The organism is Cedecea neteri (assembly GCF_000757825.1).
Lineage (GTDB): Bacteria > Pseudomonadota > Gammaproteobacteria > Enterobacterales > Enterobacteriaceae > Cedecea > Cedecea selenatireducens.
The window spans coordinates 2,226,038-2,243,939 of sequence record NZ_CP009451.1 but is presented as its reverse complement, the minus strand read 5'-3'; the positions used below and the strand labels follow the sequence as shown (position 1 = coordinate 2,243,939).

The window sequence follows — 17,902 nt, the reverse complement described above, 5'->3', positions numbered from 1 at the left end:
TTGACGTGAAAGGCCTACAATCCTAAATCATCAAAATCTGAAGCATCATGGCGCTCGGCCAGCTGCACATCGCCCCAGGTGCGGTTCACGATGCGGCCGCGTTTAACCGCCGGGCGGTTAGCCACTTCATCGGCCCAGCGGCCAAAGTGCTTATAAGAAGCCACGTCCAGGAACTCGGCGGATTCGTACAGGCCGCCTTTTGCCAGCGCACCGTACCAGGTAAAGATCGCAATATCGGCGATGGTGTATTCATCTCCGGCGATAAAACGATGATTCTCCAGCTGTTTGTCGAGCACGTCCAGCTGGCGCTTGGCTTCCATCGCAAAGCGGTTGATGGCGTACTCAATTTTGACCGGCGCATAGTGGTAGAAGTGACCGAAACCGCCGCCCAGATATGGCGCAGAACCCTGCAGCCAGAACAGCCAGTTCAGCGCTTCGGTACGCCCGGCGATGTCCTTCGGCAGGAAGTGGCCGAATTTTTCTGCGAGGTAAAGCAGGATGTTGCCGGACTCAAATACGCGCAGCGGCGGCGTGACGGAATGGTCAAACAGCGCCGGGATCTTGGAGTTCGGGTTTACTTCTACAAAGCCGCTGGAGAACTGATCGCCTTCACCGATACGAATCAGGTGCGCGTCGTATTCTGCCCCGCTGATGCCCAGCGCCAGCAGCTCTTCCAGCAGAATAGTCACCTTCTGCCCGTTAGGCGTGCCAAGGGAATAAAGCTGCAGCGGATGCTTGCCGACCGGCAGCGTTTTTTCGTGGGTTGGGCCGGAAACCGGGCGGTTGATGCTGGAGAACTGGCCTGCTTCGGTCTTGTTCCAGGTCCAGACTTTTGGTGGCTGGTAGTTGTGTTCGGACATAGCGTTATCTGCCTTCTTCTCAGGTTAGTTATCTAATGAAACTATCTGGAAGTGTAGCAAGAGGGAAGAGCTGGCCGGGCTATACCGCCAGAAAAGCGAAAGCCCGGCACGGCATTACAGGCTACGCCGATACGCTAAAGAGATTTAAGTTTATCTCGGCCTGAACCTTAGTCACGATGTTGATGACTGACTGGGCAAAACTGCCTTCTCCTCGTTCGACCAGGAGGGACCATGCGTCTGGATCCATGCCCCAGTTACGTGGCACATGCATGCTTTCGTCGGTATAGGTCCACCATGGCCACCATCCTTCTTTATGGGTGTGAGCTTCCAACTCGGGGTATATAACATTCATCGCTTCAGAAATAAGAGGGAAATAGAGGCGCTGGTTCTTTTTGGACATGATATCCGAACTGCTTATTCCCCAACAGAAACCGCAATAGTTTGGTTTCTCAAATTGCCAGCACAGGGTGAAATCATCTTCCCCTGAAAAGTAAAAATGAAAATCAGCTTCCTTACTTCCCGTAAGAAGTTGGTTATTATAATCAAGGGTAATGCCTTTAGGTTGAAGTTCTTTTTTTAAATAAGATAGGAAGTCAATCCAAAGTTGTTCTTTTACTTTTCTCATGCTTTGAGCAATAAGGAATGCAGCATTAAGATTCTGTGGAGAGGCTATTACGTTCTCTGTTAGTTCTTTTTCAAAATCCACGTTTGTCTCTCCGTTTATATCTTCACGAGTAAATTGTATTAGCGCATCAACAAAACAGCGAACCTGTGGTGCTTTAATATGTGGGGCGCAGGCAGCAAGCCATTCTGCTAACTGATAAAAAGTGAATTGTATAATGTTTCTTCTGAGATCCTGGGGTGTTTCAGGGCGAAGTGTAAAGTCATTGATCTCATTGTTACAAAGATAAACCATTAACCAACTGCTGTTTTTTTTCTTGGCTTCATTTGCTAGCCAATTTGAATAATCATAGAGTTGGTCTATTTGGTCGGCAGCCCAGGGTTTGTTTTCTATGCCTATAAGAATCTCTTTGCTGGCGATGTATATGTCTATTCTTCTTTTGTTTAGTATTGTGTATTCAGTAAAAACCTGAGTTGATTTATTAATGGATATACTTTCAGTGAGTCCTGTTGAATTATAGAAACTCGAAAGAAAGAGATCTCCCTGAGCATGATCTTCCTGAGGATCCAGAAGGTAGGCAAGGCCGCGGGATAATGTGTTTTCATTTATGTTGAAAAATTTAAATAATTTGAAGTCAGGCGCTACCTGGCTGGCATATCGAATTTTTGCCTGCCGATAGCCCTCGTGAAGCATTGCCGTGCTGTTCAGCAGTTTTTGAATATTTTTCTGCACAAGAGGCATTTCCATTGAAAATAATAAAATTAGAACGGAATGATAATAATGTTTTATTGTTAAAAGATCACCCCGCCAAAAAAGGCGAGGTGAGATAAGTAAGAAGCATTATGCCGGTTTCAGCCCCGGTTCAACGAGGCCATAAACCTGGCGGTTCCGGCGGGGGGCTCTTGCCAGTTCGGCCACGTGCGCGGCGACGTCGGCACGCATCACCATGCCGTGAATTTCGGGGGCCTGGCTCAGAACGGCCTTACCGGTTGGCTCGCCGTGAAGCAGGCCGCCGGGGCGAACGATGGCAAAGTCCAGCGTGCTGGTTTGCAGCCAGCTTTCCGCGAGAGATTTTTCCCGCACCGCCTGGCCGAAACCAGCTTTTGCACGGTCGGACAAGTAAGCCCAGCTTTCTCCGCAGCCCAAAGAGGTGACCAGCACCATCCGCGAGATCCCGGATTTTTCGGCGCAGTCGATAACGGTGCGGTGCGCCAGGTAATCCTGCGCGCCGCCCATTGTCGAGATGACGGTTGCGTCCTGGCCCGCAAGGCGACAGGCTTCTGTGACCGCGTCTGCATCGCAGGCGTCACCGATAATCACCTGAGCGCCAGCCTCGCGCAGTTTTGCTGCAGCCTCTTCGTTACGCACCAGCGCAACAACGCGGCGGCTTTCCGCCAGCGCCAGCTTCGCGGTTAGCGCGCCTACGCCTTTACCCCCGGCTCCAAAAATTAACCATGGCGTCATGCAATATTTCCCTTAAGTGTCTCTGCCAGCGCCCGGAAAGCCTCGAGCTGGTCTGCCAGTAACTGACGATGATCGTCGCGCCCGATGAAGATTTTCAGCATCGCGCTGCCCGCCTGATTGAAGAACAGAATCGAGGCTGTGTCCATCCCCATAAATTTACGCTCAATCAGCGCGATGTGGGTGCAGTTGCTCGCCTTGATGTGCCCCGTCATGCCTTTCTTGCCGCGCAGGTTGAAGTAGCCGTGGCGGTGGAAGCCGGAAGGCAGCTCGCCGGAAAATTCAATAATCAGGTCGGCGGTATGCACCAGCGTGGTGACGCTGCCCCATTCGGCAACGGTATCCCACACTGTGTCAAACCGCTCGCCGCTGACCAGGGCCAGAGCAGGCAACTGAGTCACTACGTCCAGCAGGGTGACATTATATTGTGCGGCGATGGATTCCAGCGTGCCGTCTGGCTGGGTTTTTAAGTAGTCAGCGAGGGAAACGGAAGTCATAGGGGAGCTCCTTGTGGATTGTTTTCCGTTGTTATTGGGGTATTCAGGGTCGAAATCAGCGTCTGCAGGGACTGGAAGATATTACTGGCCCAGAAGCGGCCTTCGTCGGTCAGGCGCAGGCAGAGAGAGTCATCGCGCGTCAGGCCGGACTCATGCCACTGGGTGAGCAGCGGCTGGAGCAGAGGCGCATCAGCGGTCAATTCATCGAGCGGCACGCGTGCAGTTTCAATCCCGGCCTGCAGCCGATGCCGCCAGCGGTAGCCAGGGTCGGTGGTGCGGGCCATCATCATCAGCGGCTTTTTCCCGGCGGCAACGGCGGTGTGCCAGTTTTCAAGGTTACGCTCAACCATCCAGGAATAGCCGTTGACCGAGCCGCCCGCCCCTGAGCCAAAGGCCAGGCAGTCTGCGCCTTGTTTTATCAGCAGGTTGTAGAGGTTGCGCTCTCGCGTGGTGCGCGCCCAGTGGCTGTTGCTGATGCAGCGCCAGCCCGCGCTGTCCATGAAGTCGCAGCCCTGAAGGTACAGATCCCTGCGTTCTGCCGGTGAAGGTAGCGCAACACGTCCGTTTTCCACGGCTTTACCCAGCGGCGTTTGCGGCAGCAGGTTCAGAGCATAAAGGTCGACGCCATCGAGGCCGATGTCCCGCGCGATAGACAGATCCTCTGCCCACAGTTGCCGATCCTGACCCGGCAGGCCAAACAGCAGGTCACACACCACGGCGGCGCGATCGCGTTTGCAGAGGTTTTCCATAAAGCGCCGGGCGGTGGGGCCGTCGGACGTACGTGCCATTTTCTTGCGGATTTTGCTGTTAAACGACTGAATGCCGATGGAGAAACGGTTTGCTCCCGCGTCGAGGCAGGCATCGATGCGCTCATCGTCAAAATTCAGCACCCGGCCTTCAATGGTGATTTCGCAGTCAGGCGCCAGCGGCAGGCTGCGGCGCAGGGCGGTAATGATCCGCGCCAAATCTTTTGCCGAAAGCGCCGAAGGCGTGCCCCCGCCAAAGTAGATGGCGTGAATGGGCGCGGACTGGTGCAGCGGGCTGCTGGCCTCCAGCTCAATTTCCCTGAGCAGCGCGTGGGTGTAACGCTCGCAGTGGTCTTCTTCGTAGCGATTCTGATAAAAACCGCAGAAGGTACAGTGCGTTGCGCAGAAGGGAATATGCAGATAGACCAGCCTTTTGCCGGGAGGCGTCGGGCTGGCAATCACCTGCTGCCAGGTTTGCTCAAGCTGCTCTTTGGCAACGGGTGCAGCGCCGCGCCACGGCATGGTAGCGTGACGATCTTTAAAAGGTTGCCCGCCGGGTTGCGCGAAGTGCGCCTGGAGATCCAGTTCAGGTTTCATGTTCAGCGTCGCTCATTTCGAAGTAATCCTTAATCGTTCTGCCCGGAATCAGGCCAAAACTGGTGATGCAGTAGTTCCACGGCTTCTGCGATACGCGGGCCCATGCCCAGGATCAGCGCCCGATCGATGATGACTATCCGCTTATTTTTCCAGGCCGATGTGTGGGTGATGCCGGGAATGGCCTTCAGCGCGTCAGGGTTGCCCTGCGTCATTTGGGTCGTGGCGACAATCACGTCCGGATTCGCAGCTATCATCGCTTCGGTGCTGTAGCTCTGATACTGGCGATGCCCGGCGATATTGCTGGCTCCCGCCATTTTCAGGATGGTGTCGGCCACGCTGCCCGCGCCGGCAACCTGCGGCAGGCTGCCGCCTGCAGAGAGAATAAACATCGCCCTGACGGGATGGGGTTTGAGGGCGCTGCTTTTGGCTACGGCCTCCAGCCGTTGGCGCAGGCTGGCAATCAGTGCTTTGCCCTGCTGCGGGCTACCCAGGGCATTAGCAAGTGTTTGAATATTTTCATACATTTGTTCGACCGTGGCGGGAACTCGTGGGAGCAACAGCACGTTCACTTTGGTTTTTTTAAGCTGTTCAAAGACGATGTGTGGGCCAGCGTCCTGCCAGGTGATGAAGCGCTCAGGGCGCAGCGACAATATGGCTTCGCTGCTGAGCTGCATCCACGGGCCGGTGTGCGGCAATTTTTCCGTTTCCGGCGGCCAGGCTGTGGTTTCGTCTACGCCAACTACCTGAGCGCCTGCGCCCAGCGCGTAAACGAGTTCTGTCAGTGAACCTCCGGCAACAACCAGCCGCTCGCCGGCAGCGGTGGAAAATGACGCCGTCAGCGCCAGCAGTACGGCAAAATGACTTTTCTTCATCAGAATTTCCACCCAAAGCCGAGGGCCGTATTGAAGCCCGCTTCCGGAATAGATTCGTGGGCGGTCTGGTAGCGCTTGTTGGTCAGATTATTCAGCGCAAAGTTGACCTGGTACTGGTCGTTGTCACCAAATTCTGCATTTACCGCCAGATTCAGCGTAGCCCAGCCGGGGTAGCGCCTTTCACCGTCGCCGGTATTTTCTTTGGCTCGGGAAGCGGCGCGGATGAAGGCGTCGGAGGTGAGGTTCATGGCGTTGAGCATAAGCGTATGCCTGACCCCAAAGCGGCCGTTAACGGCGGGTTCCCCGGTATCCCAGGTTTTCAACGTGCTGCTCTGATACTGACGACGTAGGAGGTTACCGCTCAGATAAGGGGAGATGGCCCAGCCGTTATACTCGGCGCTGAGCTCTATGCCGTAGGTTTTGGCTCGATTGATATTGTCGTAGTAGCGGTAGTCGGCTCGTGCGCTGCCGCTGTTTCCCTGACAAACGGCTTGCCCTTCGCAGGCCCGCGAAGCGATGTAATCTTTCGCTTCGGAGTAGTATGCCGTGCCGTCCACCAACCACAGATTGCCCTTATAGCGGGCACCGATTTCGTAGTTATTGGAATGTTCAGGGCTCAGGTTCTGGTTGCCATAAGTCAGGCCGCCGCCGGCGGAGGTTTGCATAAATTGCTGTACCAGCGTCGGGAAGACGTAGCCCTGGGCAAAGGCGGCGCGCAGCTCGATATCTTTAAACCCGGAGTAGTTCAGGCTGGTGGCACCCACAAACTGGCTATCGCTGGTCGACTTGTCGCCTTTGGTGCTGCTGGTTGCCACACCGTCTTCAACCGTTTGCGAGCTGCTGTTGATGAGCTTTGAGGCCAGCCAGTATTGCCTGGCTCCCACGGTCCAGGTCCAGTCATCGGCCAGATGCCAGGCGTTCTGAGCAAACAGCGAGGTATTAGTTTGCTCTGATTTATCCTGCGACCGGGTGCGGGTTTCGATATCAAAGAACCCGGTTTTCGCCGTCTGGCGCGTGTAGCCGCTGGAATTCTGGTTCACTTTGTCGTGCTGATACTGCGCCCCAAGCACCAGATCGTTCCCGGCCGGCAGCGAGAAGTTAGTTTGCAGCGTCACGCCCTGGGTGTACTGCTTATCGTGGGTTTGGGTCTGATTTTTTACGCTTAACGCCTGGATGATGGGCGAGGGAATCGGCTGCGTAGTGGCGACTTCATTTTCAAACTGGCGTTCGACGGTCTGGTTATAGGCATCGAGGTGGATTTTTTTCAGGTAGTTTCCGTCGACGTCATAATCGTAAAACAGCCCGATTTTTTCCCGCGTCATTGCCGGGATCCTGACGCTAAAAGTATCGAACTGGTGAGCCGGATCGCTGTACCAGGTTTGCGTGGAGAGGCGGTAGCGGTCGAGAGACAGGCCGATTTTCTGGCGGTCGAAGTTGTAGCCCAGCCACAGGCCCTGGCCGTTATTGCGAAAGTGGGTGTTATCCAGCCGCCCATCTGGCGTTTTTCTGTTGCCCTGATCCGAGTAGCTGCCGTTAATGCGATAGTCGAACTGGCCGATGCTGCCCCAGGCGGCGGCGGATTCCTGCCAGCCTGCCGTTGCCGAGTTCCAGGTGGCTTTTACCAGCCCGCCCAGCGGCTTGTCACCGCCTTTTTTGGTGATGAAATTCACCACCCCGCCGATGGCCTGTGAGCCATAAAGAACGGAGTAGGGGCCTTTAATAACTTCAATTCGCTCCAGGGCGGATTCATCGATAAGCAGGCCCGCGCCGTAGTCCTGGCCGGCACGCTGCCAGGTGACCTGCTGGCCATCAATCAAAACCAGCACGCGTGACGAGGCTTCCCCGCGGATGCGGATCTGCTTTCGCCCCGCCAGTGAATTATCCGTGACTTCTACGCCGGGAATGTCACGCAGATCGTCGGCAATCGAGACGCTGGTTGAGTTCTCAAGCGTTTTTCTGTCCACGACCTGGACGGTGACCGGGCTGTTCCAGAGGTTGGTTTCCGAGCGGCTGGCGCTGACGATGATGGTATCTTCAGGCGCGGTATTTTCCTGGGCAAATGCAGCGGCGGGAGCGGCAACGGCTCCCGCAACAAACAGAGGTATGGCTGAAAAGGCCGTGTAGGTTTTACGTTTCCCTGGCATAAACTCATCCTTGCGAACAGTAATGATAGTTATTATCGTTCGCCTTTATATCCAGGCCGGTCACGCATATCCACCGTTTAACCTGCTAACCAGATGCAACTTTGATTTTGGTCAAAGTTGCGCGGCGTCTTTGAAAAGAGGGGGCGCGTCCCATGTCTATGGCAGGATCGATCCTTTTTATGTTTCTAACCTGTTTATTTCATCAACAAACCCGCAAAAAGCTGCCATGAGCCTGGAATGACGCACGCTGTTTATTTTCCGTTGTGTTCCAGGTTTGTAATGTCTTGCGGCAGGGTATGCCTTAATTCCAAATGCCTCCTGGTTAGTTACCGCCAGAAATAATCAGTCAAATCATGTAAAGGAGTGATGTTTTTATGTTGCAGCGCAAGGATGGAAAAGTACTCCTTCTGTTTATTGGTTTTCTGTTTATTTATTTGTTGCCGGGAATATATGGGCATACGCCGTGGAAGCAGGATGAAAATTATACTTTTGGCGTGATTCAAACCATGTATGAAACAGGCAACTGGTTGGTGCCTGTGAATGCCGGTGAGCCTTTTATGGAAAAACCACCGCTTTATTACTGGACGGCCACGCTGATGGTGCATTTATTCTCTGGCGTACTGCCGATGCATGATGCAGCTCGCACCGCAACGTTATTGTTTTCTGTTATTAATTTTTCATTTTTTATTCTGCTGGCGAGGAGAGTATTTCGTAGTGAAAGCCTGACGGATTACCGTATTTGGCTAGCTTTCACCGTGTATGTCAGCGCTCCGGGCATTCTGCGTCACAGCCATGATATGTTCAGCGATACGGCCCTCACTGCCGGTGCAACCGTGGCGCTCTATGGCATTGTAGGACTTATCCGTCAGGAAAAAATAGCCGCCTCGGCCGTATGGGTTTGCGTGGGGACGGTGGTCACCCTGTTATCGAAAGGCGTTTTTATTCCCGGCGTGCTGTGGATGACGCTATTTTTTAGTTCTCTATTTTTCGCGCAATGCCGGACAAAATCTTTTTGGAAGCCTGTTATTCTTGCGGGAGTCGTTTCACTTGCCTTTATTCTTCCCTGGCCGGTGCTGCTTTATATGAAGCATCCGGATCTGTTTATAGTGTGGTTCTGGGAAAATAACATTGGCCGCTTCCTGGGGTTTTCTGTTGCAAAGCTCGGGGCTAAAGCCAATCTGATGCGAGTCCCCGAGGCGATTGTGCTTTTTGCACTGCCGTCCGGCATACTGGCAACGCTATATTTTCTCCGTCACCCTCTTAAGCGCCTGAAGAGTCAGGATGACTTTGCTATTACTCTGTTTCCGCTGCTGGGGATTATTGTTCTGCAGATGTCGGCGAGCAGCCGTGCTTTATATCTGATGCCCTTTGTTGGCCCGCTGGCCATATTGGGCTCTCAGCTGCTGCCGTTAATAAAAGAGAAAACGCTACGTTATTTCTCTTATTTTGCCGCCGCGCTCTGGTCAGTCCTGCTGGTGGTGGTGTGGGGCGTCTATCTGCTGAAGATTAGCGGCGATAAAAGAGGGTGGTTGGATCCTCTTGAGCGTTGGCTGCCGACGAGCTACGAGCTGCATTTCTCCTGGCCGCTGTGCCTGTTTGCTCTGGCTATCACTGCGCTGTGGTTTAGCCGCGCGCGTTTATCTGGTGCGCTCAACCCGGCATTGCGTGCCGCTCTGAGTTGGGGATTAGGCGCGGTCTCTGTCTGGAGCGTGGCGTTTACCTTGATGGTCGGCTGGTTCGATTACAGTAAAGGCTACGAAGGCGTCTTTACCGATCTCAAAAGTCACCTTGCCGGGCAGTACCAGGCGAATGACTGTATGGCGTCTTACCGCATTGGTGAATCTGAAGCACCGATGCTCTACTACTTTGCAGGCATTCTGCATCGGCCACAAAAGACCTTCAGCAGGCCTGAGAATTGCCGCTGGCTGATTGTGCTCGGCGATAAGCTACAGCCTGCGCCTGCGGGAATGACATTTTTCTGGGAAGATAATCGTCCCGGTGAGAAGCGTAACAATCTGATGGTTTACCGGGACGTGTCGGGGAATGACGGCTGAAAACAGCCTGGCAGGCCAGCAGCGTGTGTGTTGTACATTTCATTACACGCCGATACCAAACACTCACTGAAGAGTTTATTCGACACGCCTATAGTTCATTTCAACGGCCCCGCAGTGGGGTACACACAAAAACAAATTCGAGGATGTCGAAATGAAAAAAGTATTAGCTCTGGTTGTTGCCGCTGCTATGGGTCTGTCTTCCGCTGCTTTCGCTGCTGACACTACCGCTACCGCACCAGCCGCTGCTCCGGCAACCACCGCCGCTGCACCTGCTGCTAAAGTTCCAGCGGCAAAAGTAACGCACCATAAGAAACACAAAAAAGCTGCCGTTCAGAAAGCTCAGGCCGCTAAAAAGCATCATAAAAAAGCCGCTAAGCCAGCGACCGAGCAGAAAGCTCAGGCTGCCAAAAAGCACCACAAAAAAGCAGTAAAACCTGCGGCAGCACAGAAGGCTCAGGCGGCTAAAAAGCATCATAAAAAAGCAGTAAAACCTGTTGCTCAGAAAGCGCAGGCTGCTAAGAAACACGTGAAAAAACACCATAAAGCTGCAGCAAAACCAGCTGTTCAGCCAGCAGCATAAGTCAGGCGGGGCTACCCCGTTAGCTTGAAGCGTTAACACAAACACCCGGCTTGCCGGGTGTTTCTTTCTGGAGTTCAGATAATGTTGCGACGCTACAGTTTCGAATTAATCCTCACCGCGCTGCTCACCTGCGGCCTGATCACGCTGAATTTTTGGCTTCAGTAGGCTGAATGCTTTTTGGGGTTCGTAAGAACCGCCGCCCTACACATCACTCAAAAAAACCAGGTTAGATCCCCGTTTGGACATTTGTGCAGATGAGCGCTGTCGCTTTTATTTGGCACTGGAAAGGTGGCTGGAAGAGGGTGATGTTGATGCAGCTGAATAATCGAACTTGTTCGATGGAGAGTCCAGAGTCCAGAGTCCAGAGTCCAGACGCCAGAAAGCAAAAAACCCGCCATAGGCGGGTTCTTCTAAATAGTGGTGCCCGGACTCGGAATCGAACCAAGGACACGGGGATTTTCAATCCCCTGCTCTACCGACTGAGCTATCCGGGCAACGGGCCGCATTAAACCGTAAAGGCCGCCAGGCGTCAACGGCTTTGTCATAAAAAATCCCTAAAACTATGCTGATTGCCTGCTTTTCAGTCAAGGGCAGCAAAAAGACGTGCTTCAGGTTAATGCCCCGCCGGTGCGGCACAGCGCAAAGCGCAGAATATCTTCCGCAAGGGTCCTGGCTGTGTCGATATCGGCCTGGCTGCGCTTCACCAATAGCTTACTCAGGCAGCCTTCCAGCACCAGCTCCATTTGGTGGGCGACCATCGTCGGGTCATCCACTTCCATCTGCGTCAGCAGCTCGTGAGTGTACTCCCAGGCCGCTTTTTTCTGCTGGTCTGCAAGCTGATGAATCGGGTGCGCGGCGTCGGGGTAGAACGTGCAGGCGGCAATAAACAGGCAGCCGGGGTAGCGCTGGTTACTCACGCATTCGGTCAGGGCATGGTAGCGTTTCAGCAGCTTTTGCTCCGGCGTCATCTCTTCATCCAGCATCAGCTGGCGCCGCCAGACGTCTACCTGCGAGCTTAAGTAGCGCAGGGCGTCGTACAGCAGGGCTTCGCTGTCGGGCCAAAACTGTCGAACCTCAGCGAGCGGGTAATCGGCTTCTTGCGCCACCATCTCCAGCGTCGTGCTGGCAATGCCTTCACGTTCAAGGACATGCAGGGCGTGCTCTAAAACTTCTTCGCGTTGCACGGTTTTCTCCTTACGTTTCCCAACGGATCAAGTGTTGTTTACTGGCTGCGATTGCGCAAATGCTCGCTAAACGCGCTGGCATCCATAAAGCCCGTTACGCGGGCTGCAGGCTGCTCGAGGCCGTGAGTATCAAAGAATAAAATGGTCGGCAGGCCAAGCACCTGCAGATGCTTCAACAGGGCTTTGTCATCGGCGTTATTTGCCGTGACGTCGGCCTGGAGTAAAACGGTATCAGACAGCGCTTTTTGCACCTGCGGATCGCTAAAGGTGTATTTCTCGAACTCTTTACACGCCACGCACCAGTCGGCGTACAAATCGAGCATCACCGGTTTGCCTTTCGCGTTGGCCAGCGCGGCGTCGAGCTGCTCAACGTTAGCTATTTTGCTAAAGCTGAGGTGAGGGACTGCCTGAGCGGATGCCGGAGAGCCAAAAGCCCAGTCCTGCAGCGGGCGAGCGGCGACCAGCGCGGCACCCAGCAGGATGATTTGCAGCACGCGCAGCCAGGATTTCTTCGCCCCGAGGCTGGTGATAAACGCCCAGCCGAAGAAGGCTACGCCCAGCAGGCTCCACAGCCTTAGCCCCCAGGTGTCGCCGAGTACGCGTTCCAGCAGGAATACCGGCAGCGCCAGAATTACAAAACCAAAGGCGGTTTTGACGCTTTCCATCCACGGCCCGCTTTTCGGCAGCAGGCGGTTGCCGAAGACTGTGATCAGGATCAGCGGCAGGCCCATGCCCAGCGCGTAAAGGTAAAGCGTGCCGCCGCCGAGCCACATATTTCCGCTTTGCGCGATGTACAGCAGGATAGCGCTCAGCGGCGCAGTGGTGCACGGCGAGCAGATAAGCCCGGCCAGCGCGCCCATAGCAAAGACGCCGCCCGCTGAGCCACCTTGCTGACGGTTGCTCATCAGCGTCAGGCGCGTTTGCAGCGACGACGGCAGCTGCAGCGTGAACAGACCGAACATCGATGCGGCGAGCAGGATAAAAAGCACCGACAGGCCAATCAGCACGTAGGGATGCTGTAGCGCGGCCTGGAACTGAAGCCCGGCGGCGGCAACGACCAGACCGAGAGCGGTGTAGGTCAGCGCCATGCCCTGGACGTAAACAAAGGCCAGCAGCAGCGCTCTGGCGGTGGACAGGCGTTGTTTACCGCCCAGCACTATGCCGGAGATCAGCGGGTACATCGGCAGCACGCAGGGCGTGAAGGCGATGCCAATGCCGATCAGAAAGGCCCACAGCGCAGAGAAGGGGAGCGATGCGGGGGCGGAGTCGTCTGCGCCCCTCACCCCGGCCCTCTCCCCTTCAGGAGAGAGGGGGGAATCAACTGCAGAGTCGGGTTGATCCAGAGGAGCGACTGCACTCAGCGGCACAACGCGCGTTTCCGGCGGGTAGCAGAACCCGGCTTCGGCGCAGCCCTGGTAGGTGACGCTGATGGCCGAGCCTTTACCGGCGGAGTTAATCGTAATCGGCAGATTCAGCTGCTGGGTGAAGATCTCGGTTTTGCCGTAGAACTCATCCTCGTGCCAGGTGCCTTTGGGAATAGCCAGAGGCGCAATGTCCGCGCTGGTGGGCACCACTTTTATCTGCTGGCGGTAAAGGTAGTAGCCGGGTTTTATTTGCCAGTTGAGGGTTAACTGGCGATCGGACTGCTGAAAGTCGAAGGCGAAGGCCTGGTCGACCGGGACAAACTGGGTTTTATTCTGGGCGTCAAACAGCCCGGCGAAGGCCTGCGAACTGCAAAGCAGCAGGACTAGCGTAATGATGCGTAGAGCCATGAGAGATATTCACTGTTTCCGTGTGCAACTGGCAGAACCAGCAGCTCTGGCGTTTGGTAAGGGTGATGGGTTTTCAGGCAGGCAAGCAGCGCCTCCTGGTGATCCACGTCGCTCTTGAGCAGCATTTGTACTTCATACTCCTGCTCCAGCTTTCCTTCCCAGTAATAGAGCGAAGTCGCGCCCGGCAGCAGCGTAACGCAGGCGGCAAGTTTTTCCGCCAGGACTTTCGCGGCCAGGTCCTGAGCGCTGGCTTCATCCGGTGCGGTACAGAGTACAACGACAGCCTGAGTCATCGACATCACAAACCTCATTATGGGAGGAAACGGCATCGACTATAGCATGAGGAGGGAAGGACGGGCCGAATAACGACCCGTCTTTGAAGAGATTTACAGCAGGATGGTGCCGAACACGAAGCCAAAGCAGACCGCCAGCACTACGCCCATTGTGCCGGGAATAAAGAACGGATGGTTGAAGACAAATTTACCGATACGCGTGGTGCCGGTATCGTCCATCTGTACCGCAGCGACCAGAGTCGGGTAGGTTGGCAGAATAAACAGGCCAGAGACGGCGGCAAAAGAAGCGACGGCGGTTAACGGCGAAACGCTCAGAGCCAGCGCCATCGGCATCAGCGCTTTAGCCGTTGCGGCCTGGGAGTAAAGCAGCGCCGAAGCAAAGAAGAAAATTACCGCCAGCAGCCATGGGTGGCCCTGAATCACGCTGCCTGCGGTCTCTTTGATCCAGTCAATGTTTGCGGAAACAAAGGTATCGCCCAGCCAGGCTACGCCGAGAATACAAATACAGGCGCTCATGCCGGCCTTGAAGGTACTGGAGTTGAGAATGCTTTCCGTTTCTACACCGCAGATAACGGTGGTCAGGGTAGCAACCGACAGCATAATAATCAGGATCGCATTGGTGGTATTCATCAGCGGCGTAGCGACGAGGCCAAGGCTTGGGCTGTTGACGATGGCATAGATAACCACGCCAACCACGCCGAGCAGGAAGAGGAAGACGGAGGTTTTGGCGCGAGGCTTAATCTCGATTTGCTTGTCGCCGCGCAGCTCAATCAGGCCTTCTTCCAGGCGTTTGAGGTAAACCGGGTCATTGGACAGCTTTGAGTCAAACAGGATAGACACCAGGAACGACATCACCAGCACCGCCAGCAGCGTGGAAGGGATAACCACCGACAGCAGCTGGATGTAGCTGACGCCATGGCCTTCCATCACCGACGACATGTAAACCACCGCGGCGGAAATCGGCGAGGCGGTAATGGCTATCTGGGCCGAAACCACCGCCGTTGAGAGCGGACGGCAGGGTTTGATGCCCTGTTCCTTGGCGACTTCGGCAATCACCGGCAGCGTGGCCAGCGAGATGTTGCCGGTACCGGCAAAGATGGTCAAAAACCAGGTCACAATCGGGGCAAGAATCGTGATGTATTTAGGGTTTTTGCGTAATAGTTTTTCAGTTTGATTGACGAGGTAATCCAGGCCGCCCGCAATTTGCATCGCTGAGATAGCCGCGATCACCGCCATAATGATGGAAATAACGTCGAAGGGGATGCTGCCGGGTTTTACGCCCATCGCGGCGAGAACTAAAACCCCCAGCCCTCCCGCATAGCCAATGCCTATCCCGCCAAGCCTTGCCCCCAGAAAAATCGCTGCTAACACGATGATGAGCTCGATGACTATCATGGTTGCTTCCTTGAAGTTTTAATGAGATGAAAATGAGTTGTTATGTTTTCGTATACCGTTGAAATGAAAAAGGCACGTCCGGTTGGACGTGCCTTTTGGCGTTTATGCTGATGAATTATTGTTCGTTTTCATCGGTATAGCGCTTAGCTTTGTAAGCCGGGTGCATCAGGTTATGGACGGAGAAAATATCGTCCAGCTCGGCTTCGGTCAGCAGGCCGCGCTCCAGCACGACCTCGCGCACGCTCTTGCCGGTTTCCGCACAGATCTTGCCGACGATATCGCCGTTGTGGTGGCCAATGAACGGGTTCAGGTAAGTCACGATGCCAATGGAGTTATACACGTAGCTCTCACACACTTCTTTATTCGCGGTGATGCCGTTGATGCATTTTTCCAGCAGGTTGTAGCAGGCGTTGGTCAGAATGTGGATGGACTCGAACATCGCCTGGCCAATCACCGGCTCCATCACGTTCAGCTGCAGCTGACCGGCTTCAGAAGCCATGGTCACCGTGGTGTCGTTGCCGATAACTTTGAAGCAGACCTGGTTAACCACTTCCGGTACTACCGGGTTCACTTTGGCCGGCATGATGGACGAGCCCGCCTGCAATTCCGGCAGGTTAATTTCGTTCAGGCCGGAACGCGGGCCGGAAGAGAGCAGGCGCAGGTCGTTACAGATTTTCGACATCTTCACGGCCAAGCGTTTCAACGAGCTGTGCACCATGACATAAGCGCCGCAGTCGGAAGTTGCTTCAATCAGGTCTTCTGCCGGTACGCAAGGCAGGCCGCTCACTTCCGCCAGCTTCTGAACCGCCAGCTGCTGGTAGCCATCCGGGGTATTGAGGCGAGTACCGATGGCGGTTGCGCCAAGGTTAACTTCAAGCAGCAGTTCCGCAGTGCGCAGCAGGTTTTTGGTTTCTTCGGTAAGCAGCACGTTAAACGCGTGGAATTCCTGGCCGAGGGTCATCGGCACCGCGTCCTGCAGCTGGGTACGGCCCATTTTCAGGATCTCTGCAAACTCAACCGCTTTACGCTGGAAGCCTTCGCCCAGCTGGTTGATAGCGTCGATCAGTTTGATAATCGAGGTGTAAACCGCGATACGGAAGCCGGTTGGGTAGGCGTCGTTGGTGGACTGGCATTTGTTGACGTGGTCGTTCGGGTTCAGGAACTGGTATTCACCTTTCTGGTGGCCCATCAGTTCCAGACCGATATTGGCGAGCACTTCGTTGGTGTTCATGTTAACGGAAGTACCGGCGCCGCCCTGGTAGACGTCTACCGGGAACTGATCCATGCATTTGCCGTTGTTCAGGACTTCATCACAGGCCTGAATGATGGTGTTCGCGATGCTCTTCGGAATGGTTTGCAGTTCCTTGTTCGCCATTGCCGCCGCTTTTTTCACCATTACCATACCGCGTACAAATTCCGGTATGTCGCTGATTTTACTGTTGCTAATGTAGAAGTTTTCAATCGCTCTCAGAGTGTGAACACCATAATAGGCATCCGCTGGCACTTCCCTGGTACCCAACAAATCTTCTTCGATACGAATGTTATTTAACATGTGAACCTTCTTAGTAAAGCTGCAGATAAATGCGCTGTATTATTCACACACACGAAATGTGGTTGTGAGCTTAATAGGCCGACGATTATGTCCATATTCGACCGCGTTATCGTGATGATATGCTGATGATAGCGAAAAGCAGTAACCTGGATCACTTATTAAAACCCGCTGCGCATAACAATTATTAATATGTGATATAGGTCAATAGTTGAAAATTTCCAGAAAAAATTCACTGAATAAGCATTGATCTTTGTCTATGTCGTCGCCATTTCACCCCTACGCATAATTGCCAATCCATTTTTCGCGAGGCCACTACCGGGCTCGCCCATTGACAGGAGCGTATAGTGCGCTGGATCCCGTTTATTGCCTTTTTCCTCTATGTTTACATCGAAATTTCGCTGTTCATACAGGTGGCACATGTTCTGGGGGTCTTTATGACCCTGATTCTGGTTATTTTCACTTCGGTGATTGGCCTGTCCCTGGTGCGTAATCAGGGCTTTAAAAACCTGATGCTGATGCAGCAGAAGATGGCGGCGGGCGAAAGCCCTGCGGCGGAGATGATCAAAAGCGTTTCGCTGATCATGGCCGGTATCCTGCTGATGTTGCCGGGCTTCTTTACCGACTTCCTCGGCCTGCTGCTGCTTCTGCCGCCGGTGCAAAAGCACCTGACGCTGAAGCTGATGCCGCATTTGCGTTTCTCCCGCATGCCGGGCGGCGGTTTTAGCGCCGGCAGCGAGGGGGGCGATACCTTCGACGGCGAGTTTCAGCGCAAAGACGACGGGCCAAAGCGCCTCGACGACCAGCGCCGGGACGATCGTTAAATTTTAGTTTTTTTTGTTTTCCCCCCTTGAAGGGGGGAAGGCGCATCCCCATTAATCAGGTCACCAGCCGATAACCCATTTGGGACGGCGTTACCTAACTATCTGATACTGACTTTCTCAAAGGAGAGCTATCAATGAGCATTCGTCCATTACATGATCGTGTCATCGTCAAGCGTAAAGAAGTTGAGTCCAAATCTGCGGGCGGCATCGTTCTGACTGGCTCCGCAGCGGGCAAATCAACGCGTGGCGAGATCGTTGCTGTCGGTAAAGGCCGCATCCTGGAAAACGGTAGCGTGCAGCCGCTGGACGTGAAAGTGGGTGACATCGTTATCTTCAACGATGGCTACGGCGTGAAGTCCGAGAAAATCGACAACGAAGAAGTGCTGATCATGTCCGAAAGCGACATCCTGGCAATTGTTGAAGCGTAATTTGACGCACGAACCTGAACGAAT

Annotated in this window: 16 protein-coding genes and 1 tRNA gene; 4 read left to right on the top strand and 13 right to left on the bottom strand. The window is 54.3% G+C overall.

All coding sequences use genetic code 11. From position 1 onward, the window contains the following. Positions 1-14: 14 nt before the first annotated feature. From yghU to JT31_RS10320, 7 genes are all read right to left on the bottom strand, one after another. A complete protein-coding gene (yghU, locus tag JT31_RS10350; protein ID WP_038476468.1) occupies positions 15-860 on the bottom strand; it encodes a glutathione-dependent disulfide-bond oxidoreductase in 846 nt (281 codons plus the stop codon). Positions 861-981: 121 nt separating this feature from the next. After that, positions 982-2,214: a PD-(D/E)XK nuclease family protein gene (locus JT31_RS10345; protein ID WP_158399823.1), complete on the bottom strand. Its 1,233-nt coding sequence runs from the start codon at positions 2,212-2,214 to the stop codon at positions 982-984. Between the two features lie 108 nt (positions 2,215-2,322). Further along, entirely contained in the window at positions 2,323-2,946 is a 624-nt protein-coding gene (locus JT31_RS10340; RefSeq protein ID WP_038476462.1) for an SDR family oxidoreductase, read from the bottom strand. Further along, on the bottom strand, positions 2,943-3,440 hold the full coding sequence (gene hutX, locus JT31_RS10335; protein ID WP_038476459.1) for a heme utilization cystosolic carrier protein HutX: 498 nt from the start codon (positions 3,438-3,440) through the stop codon (positions 2,943-2,945). The genes JT31_RS10340 and hutX overlap by 4 nt, the downstream gene beginning before the upstream one ends. Then, entirely contained in the window at positions 3,437-4,783 is a 1,347-nt protein-coding gene (hutW, locus tag JT31_RS10330; protein ID WP_038476457.1) for a heme anaerobic degradation radical SAM methyltransferase ChuW/HutW, read from the bottom strand. The genes hutX and hutW overlap by 4 nt, the downstream gene beginning before the upstream one ends. Positions 4,784-4,812: 29 nt before the next feature. Then, entirely contained in the window at positions 4,813-5,655 is an 843-nt protein-coding gene (locus tag JT31_RS10325; protein WP_038476454.1) for a heme/hemin ABC transporter substrate-binding protein, read from the bottom strand. Continuing rightward, positions 5,655-7,799: a TonB-dependent receptor plug domain-containing protein gene (locus JT31_RS10320; protein ID WP_038476451.1), complete on the bottom strand. Its 2,145-nt coding sequence runs from the start codon at positions 7,797-7,799 to the stop codon at positions 5,655-5,657. Before JT31_RS10320 ends, JT31_RS10325 begins: the two co-directional genes overlap by 1 nt. 374 nt (positions 7,800-8,173) lie before the next feature. Here JT31_RS10320 and JT31_RS10315 point away from each other — a divergent pair, with 374 nt between their 5' ends. Next, entirely contained in the window at positions 8,174-9,853 is a 1,680-nt protein-coding gene (locus JT31_RS10315) for an ArnT family glycosyltransferase (RefSeq protein ID WP_038476448.1), read from the top strand. Between the two features lie 151 nt (positions 9,854-10,004). Next, positions 10,005-10,433, top strand: a complete 429-nt coding sequence (gene asr, locus JT31_RS23080) for an acid resistance repetitive basic protein Asr (RefSeq protein WP_071842953.1) — start codon at positions 10,005-10,007, stop codon at positions 10,431-10,433. Positions 10,434-10,851: 418 nt separating this feature from the next. Here asr and JT31_RS10305 read toward each other — a convergent pair. The 6 genes from JT31_RS10305 to aspA all read right to left on the bottom strand — a co-directional run bounded on the left by JT31_RS10305 (position 10,852) and on the right by aspA (position 16,629). Continuing rightward, positions 10,852-10,927 (bottom strand) — tRNA-Phe (locus tag JT31_RS10305). Between the two features lie 114 nt (positions 10,928-11,041). Further along, entirely contained in the window at positions 11,042-11,617 is a 576-nt protein-coding gene (locus tag JT31_RS10300) for a transcriptional regulator (RefSeq protein ID WP_038476445.1), read from the bottom strand. A gap of 38 nt (positions 11,618-11,655) precedes the next feature. After that, positions 11,656-13,389 (bottom strand): protein-disulfide reductase DsbD, encoded by a 1,734-nt coding sequence (locus JT31_RS10295; protein ID WP_038476442.1) that lies wholly within the window; start codon positions 13,387-13,389, stop codon positions 11,656-11,658. Beyond that, positions 13,365-13,700 (bottom strand): divalent cation tolerance protein CutA, encoded by a 336-nt coding sequence (cutA, locus tag JT31_RS10290; protein ID WP_176983144.1) that lies wholly within the window; start codon positions 13,698-13,700, stop codon positions 13,365-13,367. Before cutA ends, JT31_RS10295 begins: the two co-directional genes overlap by 25 nt. Before the next feature lie 75 nt (positions 13,701-13,775). Then, the gene (locus JT31_RS10285; protein WP_038476436.1) at positions 13,776-15,077 is read right to left on the bottom strand and encodes an anaerobic C4-dicarboxylate transporter; all 1,302 of its coding nucleotides are present in this window, start codon (positions 15,075-15,077) and stop codon (positions 13,776-13,778) included. A 115-nt stretch (positions 15,078-15,192) separates the two neighbouring features. Further along, entirely contained in the window at positions 15,193-16,629 is a 1,437-nt protein-coding gene (gene aspA / locus JT31_RS10280) for an aspartate ammonia-lyase (protein WP_038476433.1), read from the bottom strand. Between the two features lie 344 nt (positions 16,630-16,973). On the opposite strand from aspA, the gene JT31_RS10275 reads away from it, so the two are divergent. Beyond that, positions 16,974-17,450 (top strand): FxsA family protein, encoded by a 477-nt coding sequence (locus tag JT31_RS10275; protein WP_038476430.1) that lies wholly within the window; start codon positions 16,974-16,976, stop codon positions 17,448-17,450. A 134-nt stretch (positions 17,451-17,584) separates the two neighbouring features. Then, a complete protein-coding gene (locus JT31_RS10270) occupies positions 17,585-17,878 on the top strand; it encodes a co-chaperone GroES (protein ID WP_038476427.1) in 294 nt (97 codons plus the stop codon). Positions 17,879-17,902 lie beyond the last annotated feature (24 nt).

Excerpts from the sequence above, each read along its gene's own strand:
- yghU (WP_038476468.1), bottom strand. The coding sequence starts at position 860 with ATGTCCGAACACAACTACCAGCCACCAAAAGTCTGGACCTGGAACAAG.
- JT31_RS10340 (WP_038476462.1), bottom strand. The coding sequence starts at position 2,946 with ATGACGCCATGGTTAATTTTTGGAGCCGGGGGTAAAGGCGTAGGCGCG.
- hutX (WP_038476459.1), bottom strand. The coding sequence starts at position 3,440 with ATGACTTCCGTTTCCCTCGCTGACTACTTAAAAACCCAGCCAGACGGC.
- hutW (WP_038476457.1), bottom strand. The coding sequence starts at position 4,783 with ATGAAACCTGAACTGGATCTCCAGGCGCACTTCGCGCAACCCGGCGGG.
- JT31_RS10325 (WP_038476454.1), bottom strand. The coding sequence starts at position 5,655 with ATGAAGAAAAGTCATTTTGCCGTACTGCTGGCGCTGACGGCGTCATTT.
- JT31_RS10320 (WP_038476451.1), bottom strand. The coding sequence starts at position 7,799 with ATGCCAGGGAAACGTAAAACCTACACGGCCTTTTCAGCCATACCTCTG.
- JT31_RS10315 (WP_038476448.1), top strand. The coding sequence starts at position 8,174 with ATGTTGCAGCGCAAGGATGGAAAAGTACTCCTTCTGTTTATTGGTTTT.
- asr (WP_071842953.1), top strand. The coding sequence starts at position 10,005 with ATGAAAAAAGTATTAGCTCTGGTTGTTGCCGCTGCTATGGGTCTGTCT.
- JT31_RS10295 (WP_038476442.1), bottom strand. The coding sequence starts at position 13,389 with ATGGCTCTACGCATCATTACGCTAGTCCTGCTGCTTTGCAGTTCGCAG.
- cutA (WP_176983144.1), bottom strand. The coding sequence starts at position 13,700 with ATGAGGTTTGTGATGTCGATGACTCAGGCTGTCGTTGTACTCTGTACC.
- JT31_RS10285 (WP_038476436.1), bottom strand. The coding sequence starts at position 15,077 with ATGATAGTCATCGAGCTCATCATCGTGTTAGCAGCGATTTTTCTGGGG.
- aspA (WP_038476433.1), bottom strand. The coding sequence starts at position 16,629 with ATGTTAAATAACATTCGTATCGAAGAAGATTTGTTGGGTACCAGGGAA.
- JT31_RS10270 (WP_038476427.1), top strand. The coding sequence starts at position 17,585 with ATGAGCATTCGTCCATTACATGATCGTGTCATCGTCAAGCGTAAAGAA.